This window comes from Embleya hyalina (assembly GCF_003967355.1).
In the GTDB taxonomy this organism is placed as follows: Bacteria; Actinomycetota; Actinomycetes; order Streptomycetales; family Streptomycetaceae; genus Embleya; species Embleya hyalina.
Map to the genome: position 1 here is coordinate 49719 of NZ_BIFH01000024.1, position 16955 is coordinate 66673.

The 16955-nt window shown below is 69.6% G+C and carries 11 protein-coding genes; 9 read left to right on the forward strand and 2 right to left on the reverse strand.

Annotation, left to right across the window (positions count from 1 at the left end):
- Window positions 1-2 precede the first annotated feature (2 nt).
- The 8 genes from EMA17_RS25295 to EMA17_RS25330 all read left to right on the forward strand — a co-directional run bounded on the left by EMA17_RS25295 (window position 3) and on the right by EMA17_RS25330 (window position 12816).
- Window positions 3-7109, forward strand: a complete 7107-nt coding sequence (locus tag EMA17_RS25295) for an RHS repeat-associated core domain-containing protein (RefSeq protein WP_126639420.1) — start codon at window positions 3-5, stop codon at window positions 7107-7109.
- A gap of 80 nt (window positions 7110-7189) precedes the next feature.
- Window positions 7190-7774 (forward strand): hypothetical protein, encoded by a 585-nt coding sequence (locus tag EMA17_RS25300; RefSeq protein WP_126639421.1) that lies wholly within the window; start codon window positions 7190-7192, stop codon window positions 7772-7774.
- A gap of 295 nt (window positions 7775-8069) precedes the next feature.
- A complete protein-coding gene (locus EMA17_RS25305; RefSeq protein WP_126639422.1) occupies window positions 8070-8372 on the forward strand; it encodes an urease subunit gamma in 303 nt (100 codons plus the stop codon).
- A 32-nt stretch (window positions 8373-8404) separates the two neighbouring features.
- Window positions 8405-8779, forward strand: coding sequence for an urease subunit beta (locus EMA17_RS25310; RefSeq protein WP_126639615.1), 375 nt, complete (start codon window positions 8405-8407; stop codon window positions 8777-8779).
- Window positions 8776-10497, forward strand: a complete 1722-nt coding sequence (locus tag EMA17_RS25315) for an urease subunit alpha (protein WP_126639423.1) — start codon at window positions 8776-8778, stop codon at window positions 10495-10497. Before EMA17_RS25310 ends, EMA17_RS25315 begins: the two co-directional genes overlap by 4 nt.
- Window positions 10498-10623: 126 nt before the next feature.
- The gene (locus tag EMA17_RS25320; RefSeq protein ID WP_126639424.1) at window positions 10624-11313 is read left to right on the forward strand and encodes an urease accessory protein UreF; all 690 of its coding nucleotides are present in this window, start codon (window positions 10624-10626) and stop codon (window positions 11311-11313) included.
- On the forward strand, window positions 11303-12019 hold the full coding sequence (gene ureG / locus EMA17_RS25325) for an urease accessory protein UreG (protein WP_126639425.1): 717 nt from the start codon (window positions 11303-11305) through the stop codon (window positions 12017-12019). Before EMA17_RS25320 ends, ureG begins: the two co-directional genes overlap by 11 nt.
- On the forward strand, window positions 12016-12816 hold the full coding sequence (locus tag EMA17_RS25330; protein ID WP_160161541.1) for an urease accessory protein UreD: 801 nt from the start codon (window positions 12016-12018) through the stop codon (window positions 12814-12816). Before ureG ends, EMA17_RS25330 begins: the two co-directional genes overlap by 4 nt.
- Here the strand turns inward: EMA17_RS25330 and EMA17_RS25335 are convergent.
- A complete protein-coding gene (locus tag EMA17_RS25335; RefSeq protein ID WP_126639427.1) occupies window positions 12732-14264 on the reverse strand; it encodes an outer membrane protein assembly factor BamB family protein in 1533 nt (510 codons plus the stop codon). The two genes, EMA17_RS25330 and EMA17_RS25335, sit on opposite strands and share 85 nt — an antisense overlap.
- Before the next feature lie 364 nt (window positions 14265-14628).
- The gene (locus EMA17_RS25345) at window positions 14629-15795 is read right to left on the reverse strand and encodes an aromatic ring-hydroxylating oxygenase subunit alpha (protein WP_126639428.1); all 1167 of its coding nucleotides are present in this window, start codon (window positions 15793-15795) and stop codon (window positions 14629-14631) included.
- Between the two features lie 155 nt (window positions 15796-15950).
- On the opposite strand from EMA17_RS25345, the gene EMA17_RS25350 reads away from it, so the two are divergent.
- Entirely contained in the window at window positions 15951-16946 is a 996-nt protein-coding gene (locus EMA17_RS25350; RefSeq protein WP_160161542.1) for an alpha/beta hydrolase, read from the forward strand.
- The last annotated feature ends 9 nt before the right edge of the window (window positions 16947-16955 follow it).

Consider the following 16955-nt stretch of genomic DNA (forward strand, 5'->3'; position numbering starts at 1 on the left):
CGATGAGCACGGTGGTCAAACGTCCGTGGCGATGGCCGGTGCCACTGGTGGCGGCGGTACTGGTCGGGTCGAGCCTGACCGTGATGCCGGCCGCCGCGGAGCCGACCGCGAAGCCTTCGTTGCCGGAGTTGCAGCAGTTGACCCGGGTGCCGGGTGAGCGGGCGTCGACGAAGCGAACCGATCCTCCGCCGGCGGAGTCACAGCTGAGGACCTGGCGGGGCGCGCCCGGCGTGGCCTGGCCCGCACCCGGCTCGGCCGAGGTGGAAGTCCCGCGCGCACAGGGCATGACGGCCGCGAAGTCGGCCGCCGCTCCCGCGGGTGTCCCGGCCGGCGCGTTGCCGATCCGGGTGGGTTCGCCGTCGGTGCCCGGAGCGGTGGGTCGATCCGCGCAGACGGCGGTGGACGCACCGCCGGTCAAGGTCAAGGTGGACCTGCTCGACCGGGCGACCGCGACGAAGGCCGGCGTGGGCAACGGGCTGGTGCTGGGCGTCAAGCGCACCGACGGTGGCGTCGAGACGGCCCCGGTGTCCGTCGAGCTCGACTACAGCGCGTTCAAGAACGCGTACGGCGGCGGCTGGGGTTCCCGGTTGCAGTTCGTCGCGATGCCCGAATGTGCCGTGACCACACCGCAGTTGCCCGTGTGTCAGACTCGCACCCCGGTCGAGACGCGCAACGACTCCGGCACGGGGAAGCTGACCGCGACGGTGCAGCCCGCGGCCGCCGGCGTGGCGGGCCTTCAGGCCCGGACGGCCGGCGCGCCGGCGCAGGGCATGCTGCTCGCGGCCACCCCCTCGGCGAGTGGGCCGAACGGGACCTACAAGGCCACGTCGCTGAGCGCGTCCGGGTCGTGGCAGGCCGGTGGCGCCGCGGGTGACTTCTCGTGGTCGTACCCGCTGGAGTTGCCCGGCTCGCTCGGCGGCCCCGCCCCCTCGCTCGCGCTCGGCTACTCCTCGGCGAGCATCGACGGCCGTACCTCGGCCTCGTTGCAGCAGAGTTCGTGGGTCGGCGACGGCTGGGACCTCGGCTCGAACTACATCGAGCGCGCCTGGGTGCCGTGCAGCCAGGACAAGAAGGACGGGTCCGGGTTCAACAACCCCAAGGACGACACCGGCGACCTGTGCCACGGCGCGCCGATGATGACGATGTCGCTCAACGGCGGATCGACGCCGCTGGTTCGCGACGACGCGTCCGGCGCCTGGCGGCCCGCGAAGGACGACGGCTCGCGGATCGAGCTGATCACCGGCGCCCAGGACCTCAACGGGGACAAGGAGGGCGTGCACTGGCGGGTGACGAACCCGCAGGGTGTGCAGTTCTATTTCGGCCTCAACAAGCTGCCGGGGTGGCAGAGCGGCAAGCCCGTCACCAACTCGGCCTGGCTGGTCCCGATCTACAACAACCAGCCCGGTGAGCCCTGCTACCAGCCGGACTTCGCCGACTCGGCCTGCGACCGGGCCTGGCGCTGGAACCTCGACTACGTCGTGGATCCGCGCGGCAACGCGATGACCTATTGGTACAACAAGGAGGTCAACCACTACGGCGCGAACTTCAAGTTCGCCGGTGGTTCGACCAACCGGGCCTACGACCGCGGTGGTTGGCTCGACCACGTCTCGTACGGCCTGCGCGGCGACAACCTCTTCACGAACGCCCCGGCACAGGTGGACTTCACGGTGGCCGAGCGCTGCCTGACCTCGCCGACGTTCGACTGCGCCGAGAACAAGCTGGGCCCCGAAGTCGACTGGAACATCGCCAAGATGTGGCCGGACACCCCGGGTGACCAGCTGTGCGCGGCGAACGAGGAGTGCAAGGCGCGGTTCACCCCGACGTTCTTCACCCGCAAGCGGCTGACCGAGATCAACACCAAGGTCTGGACGGGCGCCGCCTACCAGCCGGTCGACACCTGGGCGCTGACCCAGGACTTCCCGATGACGGGCGACGGCACCGACTACCCGCTGTGGCTCGCGTCGATCCAGCGCACCGGGAAGAACGGTACGCCGATCACGCTGCCGCCGGTCACCTTCCGCGGCAAGCAGATGCCGAACCGGGTGGACAAGGACGGCGACGCGCTGCCGCCGTATCTGCGGTACCGGATCGAGAACATCGACACCGAGACCGGTTCGATCGTCTCGGTGAAGTTCAAGGACACCGAGTGCTCGGCGGTCGACCCGGTGAAGCTGCCGACGGCGGCGGAGTCGAACGCGCTGCGGTGCTATCCGGTGATCCAGGAGATCCCGGACCCGACCGACCCGGACCACAAGCGCAAGCTCTACGTCACGGACTACTTCCACAAGCACGTGGTGGAGCGGGTCCAGGAGCAGGACGCGATCGCCGGTACGCCGACCCGGGTGACCTCGTACGACTACCTCGGCACTCCGGCGTGGGCGTACGACGAGGAGAACGAGCTCACCGAGCCGAAGACGCGCACGTGGTCGCAGTGGCGCGGCTACGAGCGCGTGCGCACGCTGATCGGGCAGGCCCCGGATCGGCGCACGCAGACCGAGACGTTGTTCTTCCGCGGTCTGGACGGTGATCGGGCGTCGCCGACGTCGAACACGCGGCGGACCGTGAAGGTCAAGGACTCCGAGAACGGCGAGATCGCCGACCACAAGCTCTTCGCGGGCCAGACGCGCGAGGTGCTGGTCTACGACGGCGAGGGCGGCGCGCTCCAGGCGGCCACGACGTATACGCCGTGGTTGTCGGGTCCGACCGCGACGCGCGTGCGGGCCAACGAGACACCGCCGTTGCAGGCGTTCGTGCAGCAGACGACGAAGACCGCCTCGCGGGTGTTGCTCACCGACGGGCGGGGCTGGCGCCGTACGGCGACGGAAAGCACGTTCAACGCGCGGGGGTTCATCGAGACGACGTCGTCGCTCGGCGACATCGCGGATGCGAACGACGACTCGTGCACGCGGTACTGGTACGCCCCGGACGAGGCGAAGTGGATGATCGACCGCCAGTCGCGGATCGAGTCGGTCGCGAAGGCGTGTGACGCGCAGAACGTACAGCGGCCGGAGGATGTCACTTCCGACGCGAGGATGTTCTACGACGGGGTCGGCAACCTGGAGCGCACGGAGTCCCTTTCGGACTACGTGGGTGGACAGCCGGTGTATGTGCTGGACGGCACGGCGACGTTCGACGCGTACGGCCGGCCGAAGTCGGTGACCGACGTGTTGGGCGCGGTCAACTCGACCGAGTACTTCCCGGCCGCCGGGCAGATCCCGACCAAGACCACGATCACGAACCCGCTCGGCCACCGGCAGTCGGTCGAGACCGACCCGGGACGCGGCGCGACGCTGGTCCAGGAGGACGCCAACAAGCGGCGCAGCGTGATGCGGTACGACGCGCTGGGTCGTCTGGTCAAGGCGTGGTCGCCGGACCGCAACCCCGATCAGAAGTCGGCGGACGCCGAGTTCTCGTACACGGTGCGTCGTGACGGGCCGGTCGTCATCACCAACAAGAACCTGTTGGACGACGGCAGTTACCGCACCAGCTACGACATCTACGACGGCAGTCTGCGCATCCGGCAAACCCAGATGGAGGCGCTGGGCGGCGGTCGGATGGTGACCGACACCTTCTACAACAGCCTGGGCCAGATCTGGAAGTCGAACGGCGGCTACTACGCCGACGGCGCGCCCGAGGGGGCGATGTTCGCGCCGTTGGACACCAAGGTCCCGGCGTCGACGATGACCGAGTACAACTCGACGGGTCAGCCGACGGTCCAGATCTCGCGCAAGTTCGGGGTCGAGACCTCGCGCACGACGACCACGTACGGCGGCGACTTCGTCACGGTGGACCCGCCGACGGGAGAGACGCCGACGAAGGCGATCCTGGACGCGGTCGGCCGCAAGACGGAGTTGCAGTTCTTCAAGGGCACGGATCCCAGCGGCGCGCACGATACGACGCGCTACGCGTACAACCGACGCGGGCAACTGTCGTCGGTGGTGGACGAGGCCGGCAACACGTGGGGCTTCGAGTACGACCTGCGGGGTCGTCAGGTCAAGGTGACGGACCCGGACAAGGGCACGTCGACGATGACCTACGGCGCGGGTGACCGGTTGGCGACGACGACGGACGCGCGGGGCAAGACGATCGCGCCGGAGTACGACGTGCTCGGCCGGGTCAAGGCCACGCACGAGGGTTCGATCACCGGCCCGAAGCTGACCGAGTCGGTGTTCGACACGCTGCCGAACGCCCTCGGGCTGCCGGTGTCGTCGACGCGGTTCGTGAACGGCAACGCGTACAAGCAGGAGGTCACGGGCTACGACACGGAGTACCGCCCGAAGGGTACGAAGATCACCATCCCGCCCTCCGAGGGCAAGTTGGCGAAGACGTACACCTTCTCCAGCACCTACTCCGAGACCAACGGTCTGCCCGAGACCAGCACGTTCCCGGCGGTGGCGGGTCTGCCGATCGAGGACATCACGATGTCCTACAACCGGTACGAACTGCCCACCGTGATGGGCATCAACGGGGACACGTTCGTCGACCGGGTGGACTACTCGCCGCTGGGCGACGTACTGCGCACGCATGCCGGACCGGCGCCGAAGCAGGTCTGGTCGACGTACGAGTACGACGAGCAGACGCGGCGACCGACGCGCACGGTGAACGACCGGGAGACCTCGCCGTCGCGGATCAACGACGCGCGAACCGAGTACGACACGGTCGGCAACATCACCAAGATCACGGACGCGTTCGGGTCGAACCCGACGCCGTCGACGACGGACACCCAGTGCTTCGTGTACGACTACATGCGCCGGATGACGGAAGCGTGGTCGGCCACGGACGACTGCGCCGCGAAGCCGGGCCAGGTCGGTCCGAGCGGCGGCCGGCCGAATGTGGGCGGACCGGATTCGTACTGGTCGTCCTACAGCTTCGACGCCGCGGGCAACCGCAAGACGGAGACGAAGCACGACCCGGCGGGTGTGGCGGGCCAGGACGTCAACCGGACGTACACGTACGGCACTCCGGGCACGGCGGGCGCGAACTACCTGAAGAAGGTCGACACGGCGGGCCCGGGCGGAAGCCGGACCGAGTCGTATTCCTACGACGCGGCGGGCAACACGGCGACGCGGACGGTCCAGGGGGATACGCAGAACCTGGAGTGGGATGCCGAGGGGCATGTCGCGAAGGTCACCGAGGGCACCAAGGTCACGTCGTTCCTGTACGACGCGGGCGGCGAACGGCTGATCAAGCGGGACCCGTCGGGCACCACGTTGTATCTCCCGGGAACCGAGGTCCAACTCGACCCGGCGGGCAACATCGTCAAGGGCACGCGCTACTACGCGCACCCGGCGGGCCCGACGCTGGTCAAGACGGTCGAGAACGGCCAGACCAAACGTTCGTACCTGATGGCCGACCAGAACGGCACCGCGAACACGGCGGTGGACGCGGACACCCAGGAGGTGACGCGTCGAAAGTTCACTCCATTCGGTGATGTTCGCGGGACCAAGCCGTCGATCTGGCCCGGGAACCAGGGTTTCGTAGGCGGGACGAACGACGAGTCCACGGGGCTCGTCCATCTCGGCGCGCGTGAATACGACCCGGCGATAGGCCGGTTCCTGTCCGTCGACCCGGTGGTCGACTACAGCGAACCGAAGCAGATGAACGCGTACGTGTACGCGGCCAACTCCCCGGTGACGTTCAGCGACCCGTCGGGTCTGGCCATCAGCATGCCGGTGATGCCGATCAAGGACTTCTCGGACGCCGAGTTGGCCTGGGCGCACTGGGCCAAGGGCCGCAGCCTGATCGACGTCGCGATGGAGGCCGCGATGTCGGCCCTCAAGGACGCATCCGGCTACAACGACATCCGCGACTGCGTCAGCGGCGACGGCTGGGCCTGCGCCGGCATTGCCGCAGACGCCGCTTTCTCCTTCTTCGGCGGCGGCGGCGCGGCCAAGCGAATAGCCAAGGGTCTGAAGCGCGCCTACGACGCGATGAAGAAGTGGGCCGGCGTAGTCCAACGCGCCCTCGACATCATCGCGAGAGCCGAGCGCTACCAGCAGGCAATGGCCAAGTACGCCGAGGACCTGGCGGCATGGCAACGAGAACAGGAAGCAGCAGCAGCGGCAGCAAGAAAGCTGGAGGAGGAGGCCGCCGCAGCGAAGAAGGCTCAAGAGGAAGCTGCTGCGGCTGCGGCCAAGAAGGCCGACGAGGCAGCGGCGTCCGCGGCCAAGCAGGGCAAGGAATCCAGCACCAAGGCCAAGAGCGCGGACGGTGACGGCAAGGCATCGAAGTCAACCGAGGGCAAGAAGGCGGCAGACAAGCCGGCTAAGGAGACCTCATGCCCGACGAACAGCTTCGTCCCGACCACCAGAGTCTTGATGGCCGACGGTTCGGTGAAGCCGATAGCAGAAATCCAGCTTGGTGATTCGATCCTGGCGGATGATCCCGAGTCGGGCCGCAGCGGTCAAGAGACGGTCGTCGCGCTGATCCAGGGCGAGGGGGCTAAAAACCTCGTAGAGATTACTGTCGATACGGATGGGGAATCCGGGCCGGCAACCGAAAAGATAATTGCGACGGACGGTCACCCGTTCTGGCTGCCGGAAGTTCAGGAATGGACGCGTGCGGATCGAATCGTGCCTGGTGCCTGGCTCCGGACGTCTGCTGGGGTCTGGGTGCAGGCTGTTTCGGTCAGGTCGTGGACACAAACCCAGAGCGTTCGCAACCTCACTGTATCCAACCTGCACACGTACTATGTGCTCGCGGGCGCCACTCCCGTTCTTGTTCACAATTGTGGTGAGGACAACAAGAGCAAGTGGACTCCTGATGAGAACTATTCGGACAAGGCTATTTCGGATAGAAGCGCCGCGAACAAAGCCTTCTACGATGTTCATCCGGAAACCCACGATCTGGTGAGGAGGGTGACCGCGAATCCGAACATGCCGCCGCGTCCTACTCCGAGCGGCGGTGTAGACAGGTTTCGAGGGACCGGACTCAGCGGCAGGGATGAAGCATTTTGGGGGCCTTGGAGAGGATCTCCGATCTACTGGAATGGTAAACCGGGCAGCCAGATCAGAATTATGATCAATGAACAAACTGGTCAGATCGCCCATTTTCCTCTGAAGGGAAATGGTGAGCACAACTACAACTCACCGCAGCTCTATAAGTGGTAGCTGTAGACCATAGCGGAAGCAGTGCACGGTACTCTCGATGGGTGCCGTGCGCTGCTTCTTCGGCGTATCTGCGGATCTTCATGATGCTTTCCAGAAAGGCCGAATCAATGGATTACGTTGAACGACTTGCTTCCAGTGGCCTTGTCTTCCTGAGGTTGGTGAGTTCGGAGAGGCCCCTCATTCCACCGACGCTCGCTACTTTGGCCTCGGGGTATTTGCCTGAGGAATGGCCGAGGTCGATCGTGGACAGCGGTGACCCGGATTTTGTCGGCAAGGCCAACAAAGGTTGGTTCGATCTCTCTCGTGAGGGTGGACTATTCGGTGACGATCGAGAATTCCTGGTCGCCGTCGAAATCCATGACAGCGAGGATTCCTGGTGGTGGGCGCATGTCAGGCTGGCCGAAGTTTGGGATATCGTGGGTGCTGGTTCGGCTGCTGCACTCGGGAACGATTTCGGCGCACCGGAATTTGCTATGCTTTCATTGACCGGAGATGTTATCGTCTGTGGCGTGACAGGGGAGTCCTCGATCGGCACTGTTCTGGTCAATGGATTCCGGGATCTCGCAGGTCTTCGAGAACTCGCCGACTGGCAAGCGGGTTGGCTGGGAACACCCGAGCAGGAAAGGATAGCCACCCGGAGATGGCTTGAGTGTGGCGACTCCTGAACATAATTGCGTTCTCGGTCCTCATGTGGTCAACGAGAAAACTGCCGATTTTGTTTGGATGGTCATCCTTCGTTGAGCCCCGAAAAGTCGGCGGTCTATAGCCGGCTCGCTACCGCCGCCCGGATGATGCTCAAACTGTATATAAGTACAGGCATATCGACTGTATGGCGTAGGTATCCGTTGTCCTGAGTGTGAGAATTTGGATACCCTTAGTTAACATGCAGCGTTTCGGTGGGAAACACGGGGTGGTCAGGCTTGGGCAACGAGTCGGTGCGGTCCTGGAGGAGGTTGCCGCGTGTTGTTGACGCCGCATGAGCAGGAGCGGTTGATGGTGTCGTATGCGGCTGAGCTTGCGCAGCGGCGTAGAGCGCGTGGGCTGCGGCTGAACCATCCCGAGGCTACTGCTGTGTTGGCTTCGTTTTTGCTGGAGGGGGCTCGGGATGGGCGGTCTGTGGCGGATCTTCAGGAGGCCGGGCGGCATGTGCTTGGGCGGGACGATGTGATGGACGGGGTGCCGGAGTTGGTGGCCGAGGTGCAGGTGGAGGCTACCTTTCCGGATGGGACGAAGCTGGTCACCGTGCATCGGCCGATTCCGTGAGTGGGGGTAGGGCCCGGCGGTCGTTGGCTGCTGTGGTGCCTGGTGAGGTCTTGTTGGGCTCGGGCGAGATTGTGCTCAATCCCGGGCGGGCTGTGGTGACGTTGATGGTGTTGAACGCCGGGGATCGGCCCGTGCAGGTGGGGTCGCATCTGCATTTTCCGGCGGCCAACGATGCGTTGGAGTTCGATCGGGTCGCTGCCTGGGGGCATCGGTTGCATGTGCCGGCCGGGACCGCGGTGCGGTTCGAGCCGGGGGTCGGGCGTGAGGTGGAGTTGGTGCCGATCGCGGGGGCTCGGGTGGTGCCCGGGCTTCGGGGCGGGCGGGGTGGGGTTCTCGACGAGGTGCCCGGCGAAGTGGTGACGGGTGCGGCTTCGGGAGTGGTTGTTCCCGAGGAGGGCTCTCGGTGACGACCGTCGATCGGCATCGGTATGCGCTTCTGTACGGGCCGACCACCGGGGATCGGATTCGGTTGGCCGATACCGAGCTTTTGGTGGAGGTGACCGAGGATTTGACTCGGCCGCTCGGGGCTGCCGGGGACGAGGTGATCTTCGGTGGGGGCAAGGTGATTCGGGAGTCGATGGGGCAGTCGCTTCGGACTCGGGCCGAGGGGGCTCCGGACACCGTGATCACCGGGGCGGTGATCCTGGATCACTGGGGCATCGTCAAGGCCGACGTCGGCATCCGGGACGGCCGCGTGTGTGGCATCGGGAAGGCCGGCAACCCCGACACGATGGACGGGGTGCATCCCGATCTGGTGATCGGGCCGTCGACCGAGATCGTCGCGGGCAACGGGCGCATCCTGACCGCCGGCGCCGTGGACTGCCATGTGCATCTGATCTCGCCGACGCAGTTTCCCGAGGCCTTGTCCGCCGGGGTGACCACCATGGTCGCCGGCGGGACCGGTCCTGCCGAGGGGTCCAAGGCGACCACCGTCACGCCCGGCGCGTGGCATCTGGCCCGCATGCTCGAGGCGTTGGACGGCGTACCGATCAACTTCGTGCTCCTGGGCAAGGGCAACACCGTGTCCGAGGAGGCCCTGTGGGAGCAGATCCGGGCCGGCGCCGGCGGGCTCAAGCTGCACGAGGACTGGGGATCGACCCCGGCCGTGATCGACGCCGCGCTGCGCGTGGCGGACCGGGCCGGCATCCAGGTCGCGCTGCACAGCGACACGCTCAACGAGACCGGCTTCGTGGAGAGCACGCTGGCCGCGATCCGCGGGCGCACCATCCACGCCTACCACACCGAGGGCGCCGGCGGCGGCCACGCGCCGGACGTCATCACCGTGGCCGGACTGCCCAACATCCTGCCCTCGTCCACCAATCCGACCCGGCCGCACACCGTCAACACGGTCGAGGAACACCTCGACATGCTGATGGTCTGCCACCACCTGAATCCGGCCGTCGCCGAGGACCTGGCGTTCGCCGAATCGCGGATCCGCCCCTCGACCATCGCCGCCGAGGACGTGCTGCACGACCTCGGCGCCATCTCCATGATCGGCTCGGACAGCCAGGCGATGGGCCGGGTCGGCGAGACCGTGCTCCGCACCTGGCAGACCGCGCACGTGAACAAGGTCCGGCGCGGTTCGCTGCCCGGCGACGGGGCCGCGGACAATCTGCGGGCCCGTCGGTATGTGGCCAAGTACACGATCTGCCCGGCGGTCGCCCACGGACTCGACGACGAGGTCGGCTCGGTCGCCGTCGGCAAGCTCGCCGACCTGGTGTTGTGGGACCCGAGGTTCTTCGGCGTGCGTCCGCATCTGGTGGTCAAGGGAGGGGCGATCGCGTGGGCCGCGATGGGCGACGCGAACGCGTCGATCCCGACCCCGCAACCCGTGCTGCCCAGGCCGATGTTCGGCGCGGCGGCGCGCACCGCGGCGGCGACCTCGGTGCACTTCGTGGCGCCGGCGGCGTTGGAGGACGGGCTCGCGGGACGGCTGAACCTCGATCGTCGACTCGTGCCCACCGGCGACGTGCGGGGTCGGGGCAAGTCGGCCATGCCGCTCAATGACGCCATGCCGCACATCGAGGTCGATCCCGAGACGTTCTCCGTCCGGGTGGACGGCGAGAAGGTGGTCGCCGCGCCGGCCGGAACCCTGCCGATGGCCCAACGTTATTTCCTTTTCTGATTGCGCACGCTTGCTTCTTGACGGAGGGTCAGGGAAAGCTGACTCACCGTCAGGGGAGAGAACTGTGACTGCGGTGACCGGCCGGGACCGACATCGACACGTTACGACCAGTAAGAGGTGGTACTCATGGGTGCTGGACTGCTCCTGCTCGGGGACTCACGCTTGCCCGCCGGCGGCTACGCGCACTCCGGCGGTCTGGAGAACGCGGTCCTGCGCGGCGAGGTGCACGACCTCGACACGCTCACCGAGTTCCTGCTCGGCAAGCTCTACTCCACCGGCGCGGTACAGGCGGCCTTCGCCGCCGTCGCCGCGCTGACCGCGGGCCCGTACACGCTGCCCGAACACGGCCCCTGGGCCGAACTCGACGCCGAACTCGACGCCAGGACCGCGTCGGCGCCCGCCCGGGCCGCCTCGCGCGCGCAGGGCCGGTCGTTGCGCCGGGTGGTCAAGGCCGCCTGGCCCACGGAGCCGTGGACCGCGCTCGGGGTCTCCCCGCACCACGCGATCGTGCTCGGCGCCGCGGCCACCCGGGCCCGGCTGGACGCGCGCGAGGCGGCCGTGCTGGCCGCCACCAACGTGGTCAACGGACCCGCCTCCGCCGCGGTGAAACTGCTCTCCCTCGACCCGATCTCGGTCACCGTCGTGCTCGCCGAGATGGCCGGGCACTGCGACCAGGTGGCGGAGGAGGCCGCCGACGCGGCCCGCACCGTGTCCACCGACGGCGACTGGGACCGGCTGCCCTGCTGGTCCGCCGTGGGCCTGGACGTCTGCCACGAACTGCACGTCCAGGAGGAGGTCGTCCACTTTGCATCTTGACCACACACCCGGCAACGGCGGGCCGTCGGCGCACCCGGAGCCCGCGGCGCCCGGTACGCGCGCGTTGCGGATCGGCGTCGGCGGTCCCGTGGGATCCGGCAAGACGGCGCTGGTCGCCGCGCTGTGCCGGGTCCTCGCGGGGCGCTTCTCGCTCGCCGTCGTCACCAACGACATCTACACCACCGAGGACGCCGACTTCCTGCGCGCGGCCGGGGTGTTGGCGGCGGACCGGATCGCCGCGGTGCAGACCGGCTGTTGTCCGCACACCGCGGTGCGCGACGACATCAGCGGCAACCTCGACGCGGTCGAGGACCTGGAGGCGGCGCATCCGGACCTGGACCTGGTGCTGATCGAATCCGGCGGGGACAACCTGACCATGACGTTCAGCCGGGGACTGGCCGACGTGCAGATGTTCGTCATCGACGTGTCCGGCGGCGACAAGGTCCCGCGCAAGGGCGGCCCCGGAGTGAGCCGTTCCGATCTGCTGGTGATCAACAAGACCGACATCGCCCCGCAGATCGGCGCCGACCTGGCGGTGATGGACCGGGACGCGGCCCGGATGCGCCCCGGCACCCCGGTGGTCTTCCTGTCCCTGCGCGAGACCCCGGACGCGGATGTGGTCGCCGCGTGGGTGCTCGACCGGATCGCCGCCTGGCGGGCGGGCGTCCCCGCCCCCGCGACGTACCCGGCCCCGGTCGGCGGGTGAGGGCGAGCGCCCTGATCCGCGCGGAGGTGCGGCACGGCCGCTCGGTGGTGACCCGGCTGCGCGGACAGGTGCCACTGGCGCCGCGCGAGGTGGCCGTGCCCGGGCCGATCCCCGAGGTGGTCCTCGTCGGCGGCGCGGCCGGCCCGATCGGCGGCGACGACCTGGCGGTGCGGGTCGAGGTGGGGCCGGGCGCCGGGTTGCGGATCCGGACCGCCGCCGCCGCGGTGGTGCTGATCGGCGACGGCACCCCGGCCCGGCAGCGGGTCGACCTGGTGATCGCCGCCGGCGGTGTCCTCGACTGGTCGCCCGAGCCGGTCGTGGTCGCCGCGCGGGCCGCGTTCCACACCGTCGTGCACGCCGAACTCGCCGAGGGCGCGCGTTTGTTCGCCCGGGAGACGCTGATCCTGGGCCGGGCCGGCGAACCCTGCGGCGACGTGCTCTCGCGCTGGGACGCGGTGGTGGCCGGGCGGCCGGTGCTGCGTCAGCAGAGCGGATACGGCCCCGCCGCCCCGCCCGGGTGGCGGGGACCGGCCGGCACCGCCGGCGGAACCGTGGTGGCCGCCCGGCTGACCCTGCCCGCACCGGCCGAACCGGCGTCGAGCGCCCCCGGGCGCGCGGTGTGCGCGTTGGCCGGGGGCGGCCGGCTGATCACGGTGACCGCGGCCGACGCGCCGGCCGCCCACGCCGCGCTCGCCGCCGCGACCCGGGCGGATCAGATTTCGAGCGCGACCAGTTCGGACCCGGCCGTACCGAGGAGCAGCACCTTGCCGACCCCCGCCGGGGCGGCGGTCAGGTAGGTCGGCAGCCCGTGCCGCCAATGCCGCCCGCCGGTGATCGGGTCGAACGCGTACAGCGCGTCGGTGCCGCCGGCATAGGCGGTCCCGTTCACCAGGGCCACCGGACTGGGCACCCGCGCGCCGGTGGGCTGCCGCCAGCGCTCCCGGCCGGTGCGGGCGTCGAGCGCGTACAGCGCGCCGACGTCGGTGGTGTAGACGAGGTTCTCGGTCACCACCGGGACGGTCATGTCCGGGGCGCCCTGGAAACGCCACCGCACCTCGCCGGTCGACACGCTCAGCGCCACCAGCGTGAAGCCCGACACCACGTAGACCAGATCGCGCATCGCGCGCGCCGGGCGGGCGATCGGCGAGTCGAGCCGGGTCGACCACCTCGGCTTCCCGCGATCGTCGCGGATCGCGCCGACCGTACCGTCGCTGTAGGTCAGGTACAGGAAGTCGCCGCCGGTCTCCGCGACGGCCGGCATCACCCCGCCGTGTGGCATCCCCTCGCTCCACTGCCAACTCTGCGCGCCCTGGGTCATGTCGATGCCCACCACCCGGTCGTCCCGGGTGCCGACCACCAGGGACGAGCCGTACAGCACCGGCGCGCCGAGGATCCGGTCGCCCGCGTGCTGCTGCCACAGCCGCTCGCCGGTGCCCGGATCGAGCGCGGAGACCTGTCCGGCCACGCAGGCCAGGAACATCGCGGTGCCGGAGACCACGGGCTGGGACCACACCATCGACTCGGTCCGCGCCGTCCACAGCGCGACCCCGGTCTCGGTGCCGACGGCCATCACCACGTTGTCCGTCGTGGTGCAGTAGGCGACGTTGTCGAAGACCTGAAGGGTGGTCACCCGACCCTCCACCGAGCGCCGCCACCGGACCCTGGGACGCGAGCGACCGTCCCCGGCGTAGCGCGCGAAGGCGACGCCGGCGGAGGTCACGGTGGCCGCGGTGAGCGCGAACCCGCCCCCGACGAGCAGGCGCCGACGGGTCAGCCCGCGCCCGGTCGGCGGATCCTGCGCGCGTGCCTCCTGCGGTACGTCGGCGCTGTCGTCCACCACCCCCGCGGGCAGCGTCAGCACGGCCGGCCTCGGGGTGAGCACCCGGTCCACGTCGACCGCCGTCGGGCGCCGCCCGGGATCGGGGTCGAGGCAGCGGCGCAGCAGCGGGCCGAGTTCGCCGCAGGACGCCCCGCCCCCGGCCAGGGTGATCAGCGTGCCGAAGGCGTACACGTCCTCCGACGGATCGCCGCCGTCGTCGGTGTCGGCGCGGCCGGCGAACCCGGTCACGCGCGGGCCGTGAGGGGTGAGCAGGACCTGGTCCGCACCGAGCCGGCCGTGCACGAGACCGATCGCGTGCACCCGGGCCAACGCGTCGGCGATACCCGCCGCGACCTCGCGTAACGGCCCCTCGGCGAGGGGGCCGTCGTGGTCGAGCACTTCTTCGAGCGTGCGCACCCCGGGCATCGCCCACGCCCCTTCGGGACCCGTCGACGTGCTTGCTGGAGAGCAGAGTAGGACCTGCGGCACGACACGGGTAGAGCGGGGAAAAACGATCCGGAAACGGTTCGCGCGCCCGCGCCGCGCAGACCCGCCGCGCGGGCGCGGGACGGAGCGGGATTCGGGCAAAGAAAAGGAGGCGCCCGGCCAAAGGCGCCTCCTTCGCGAACCGCACAGCGTTTCGCGAGCGGGACGATCATAACCCGACGGTCCCCGGAGTCCCGCCCGCCGTCCCGTCCGCCCGCCCCGCCCGGTGCCGCGCCCGGCGCTCCGCCCCCCGCCCCGCCCGCCGCCCCGCCCGGCGCTCCGGCCCTCGCCCCGTCCCGAGCCGTCAGTCCCCGGCCGTGGCGAGCGCGTCGTCCCACACCCGGTGCCAGTGCGCCACCGCCGACTCGCCCATGCCCACGACCATCGTCGGCAGCCCCCCGTCGAACCCGCGCTGGCAGGACTCGGCCCCCGGGAAGTCCTCGGTGACCAGCACCCGCTTGTTGGTCTCGTGGTTGGCTTTGGCGCCGGCGATGCTCCGCTCGCCGAGCGGTTCCCACGTGCCCTCGGTCATGTGCACGACCGAGCGGTTCGGCCGATCGCCCGGGTAGATCCGCAACATCGTGGTGCTCAGCGGGCTCTCGATCAGCACGGTCGAGGGCAGCACGGTCTGGACGTTGACCATCGGCAACCGGGCGGGCCAGGACTCCTCGGGCACCTCGGCCAGCCGCTCGAAGCCGACGATCGGCACCGCGAAGCGGGTGTGCGGTCCCCACGTGTCGACGATGCCGTGGTTGAGCACGATGCCGTCGATCGTCGCGGTGTGCAGGAACGGAACGTGGTAGGCCTCGACGTTGACGTCGACGGTGAGCTTCCAGTTGCAGTCGAGTTCGAACCGCTCGCTCACCACCGCCCGGGTCCGGTCGTAGGGGAAACCGGCGTAGGCGTCGGCGAGTTCGTCCAGCGCGCCGGCCACGTCGACCTCCGGCCGCAGGCCGACCACGACCAGGCCCGCGGACAGCGCGACCGGAAGCCGGCGCAGACCGAACTCCTTCGGGTCGATGCCGGGGAACTGCGGGCGCGAGGGCAGGCCGGTGAGCTCGCCGCCGTTGCCGAACGTCCACCCGTGGTAGCCGCAGCGGAATCGCCGCGCGCTGCCGCAACCGGTCCCGGACAGCCCCTCCGGCTCGGGCGTGTCCCGGCTGACCCGCATCCCCCGGTGGGTGCACGCGTCCAGGAACGCGTGCAGCTCGCCGTCCCGGTCGCGGGTGACCAGGACGGGCACGCCGTCCACGTCGCGCGCGATGAAGTCGCCCGGCTCGGCCACCTCGCCCGCCCACCCGATCACCTGCGGCGTGCGTCGGAACAACACCTCGCGCTCGCGGGCGTGCCGGACCGGATCGGTGAAGGCCGAGCCGTCCAGGACGACGGGGGCCGCGCCCAGGTCGAGCGTGCGGTGGGTGATGTGCTCGATGATGCGCCGCCCGGTGGCGACCACGTCCCGGTGTTTCAAGGGGTGACTCCGTTGTCCCGTAGGGGTGAATGTCCGCGACGGGTGGGCGTCCGTGCTCCGACCTCGTCTCTGTTACACCGTTACATTGTTGGTCGGGGGTGATACCCCGTCAATGTCCGGCGCGGCGATGTGGTGTCATCGGGGGGCAACCGCACGTGGAGGTCAGCACCATGCCCGGCCGGGTCGAGAACGTTGGCTATGACATCGCGGGTACGACCCTGTCGGGTCTGCTCGCCCGACCCGAGGCCGGCGTCCGCCCGCGCGGGCTGCTCCTGGCGATCCACGGCGGCGGCTCCCGCGCCGCCTACTGGCATCGCGACGCCGCCCCCGACGGCTCGCTCCTGCTGCTCGGCGCGGCGCTCGGCTGGACCGTGCTGGCGATCGACCGCCCCGGGTACGGCGCGTCCGCGGGCCTGGACCGGGCCCGCCAGGGACTCGACGCGCAGGCGGACGCCCTGTTCGCCCTCGTCGAGGGGTTGACGACGGGGGCGCTCGACGCGACGCCGGATCCCGGGCAGGCCCCGATCCCCGACGGCGACCCCGACCCGTCGGCCGCCGCCGGGCCCGCCGAGCCGGCGCGCCCGCCCGTGTTCGTCGTCGCGCACTCGATGGGCGCGGTCCTGGCGCTGCGCATGGGCGCCGACAAGCGTGGCCGCGATCTGCTCGGCCTGGCCGTCGCGGGCGTGCCGCTGCGGTACACCCCGGCCCGGCTCGCCGAGTTCGCCGCCGTCCCCACGGACGGCGACTTCGTCCCCTCGACCGGCGGCGCCGCCCCGGACGCCTTCTTCGGGCCACCGGGGTCCTACGATCCCGCGTTGCTGACCCGGGCGGGCCGGGTGGTGGCGCCGGTGCCGATGGCCGAGTTCGTGGATGTGCGGGAGAGCCCGAAAACGCTGCCCGACGTACTCGCGAGGGTGACGCCGGCGGTGCACTGGACCGTCGCCGAGTTCGAGCGGTCCCACCCGTCCGGACCCGAAGTACCCTCCCTGGCACGGGAGTCGCTGCGCCGGGCGCGCACGGTGGAGACGCACATCCAGCGCGGCGTGGGGCACAACATCAGCCTTCACCACGCCGCGCGCGCCTATCACCTGCGGGTGTTGACCTTCGCCGAGGAGTGCCTGCTCGCGGTCGCCGGATCGACCGCCCCCTGAGCGGGCCGG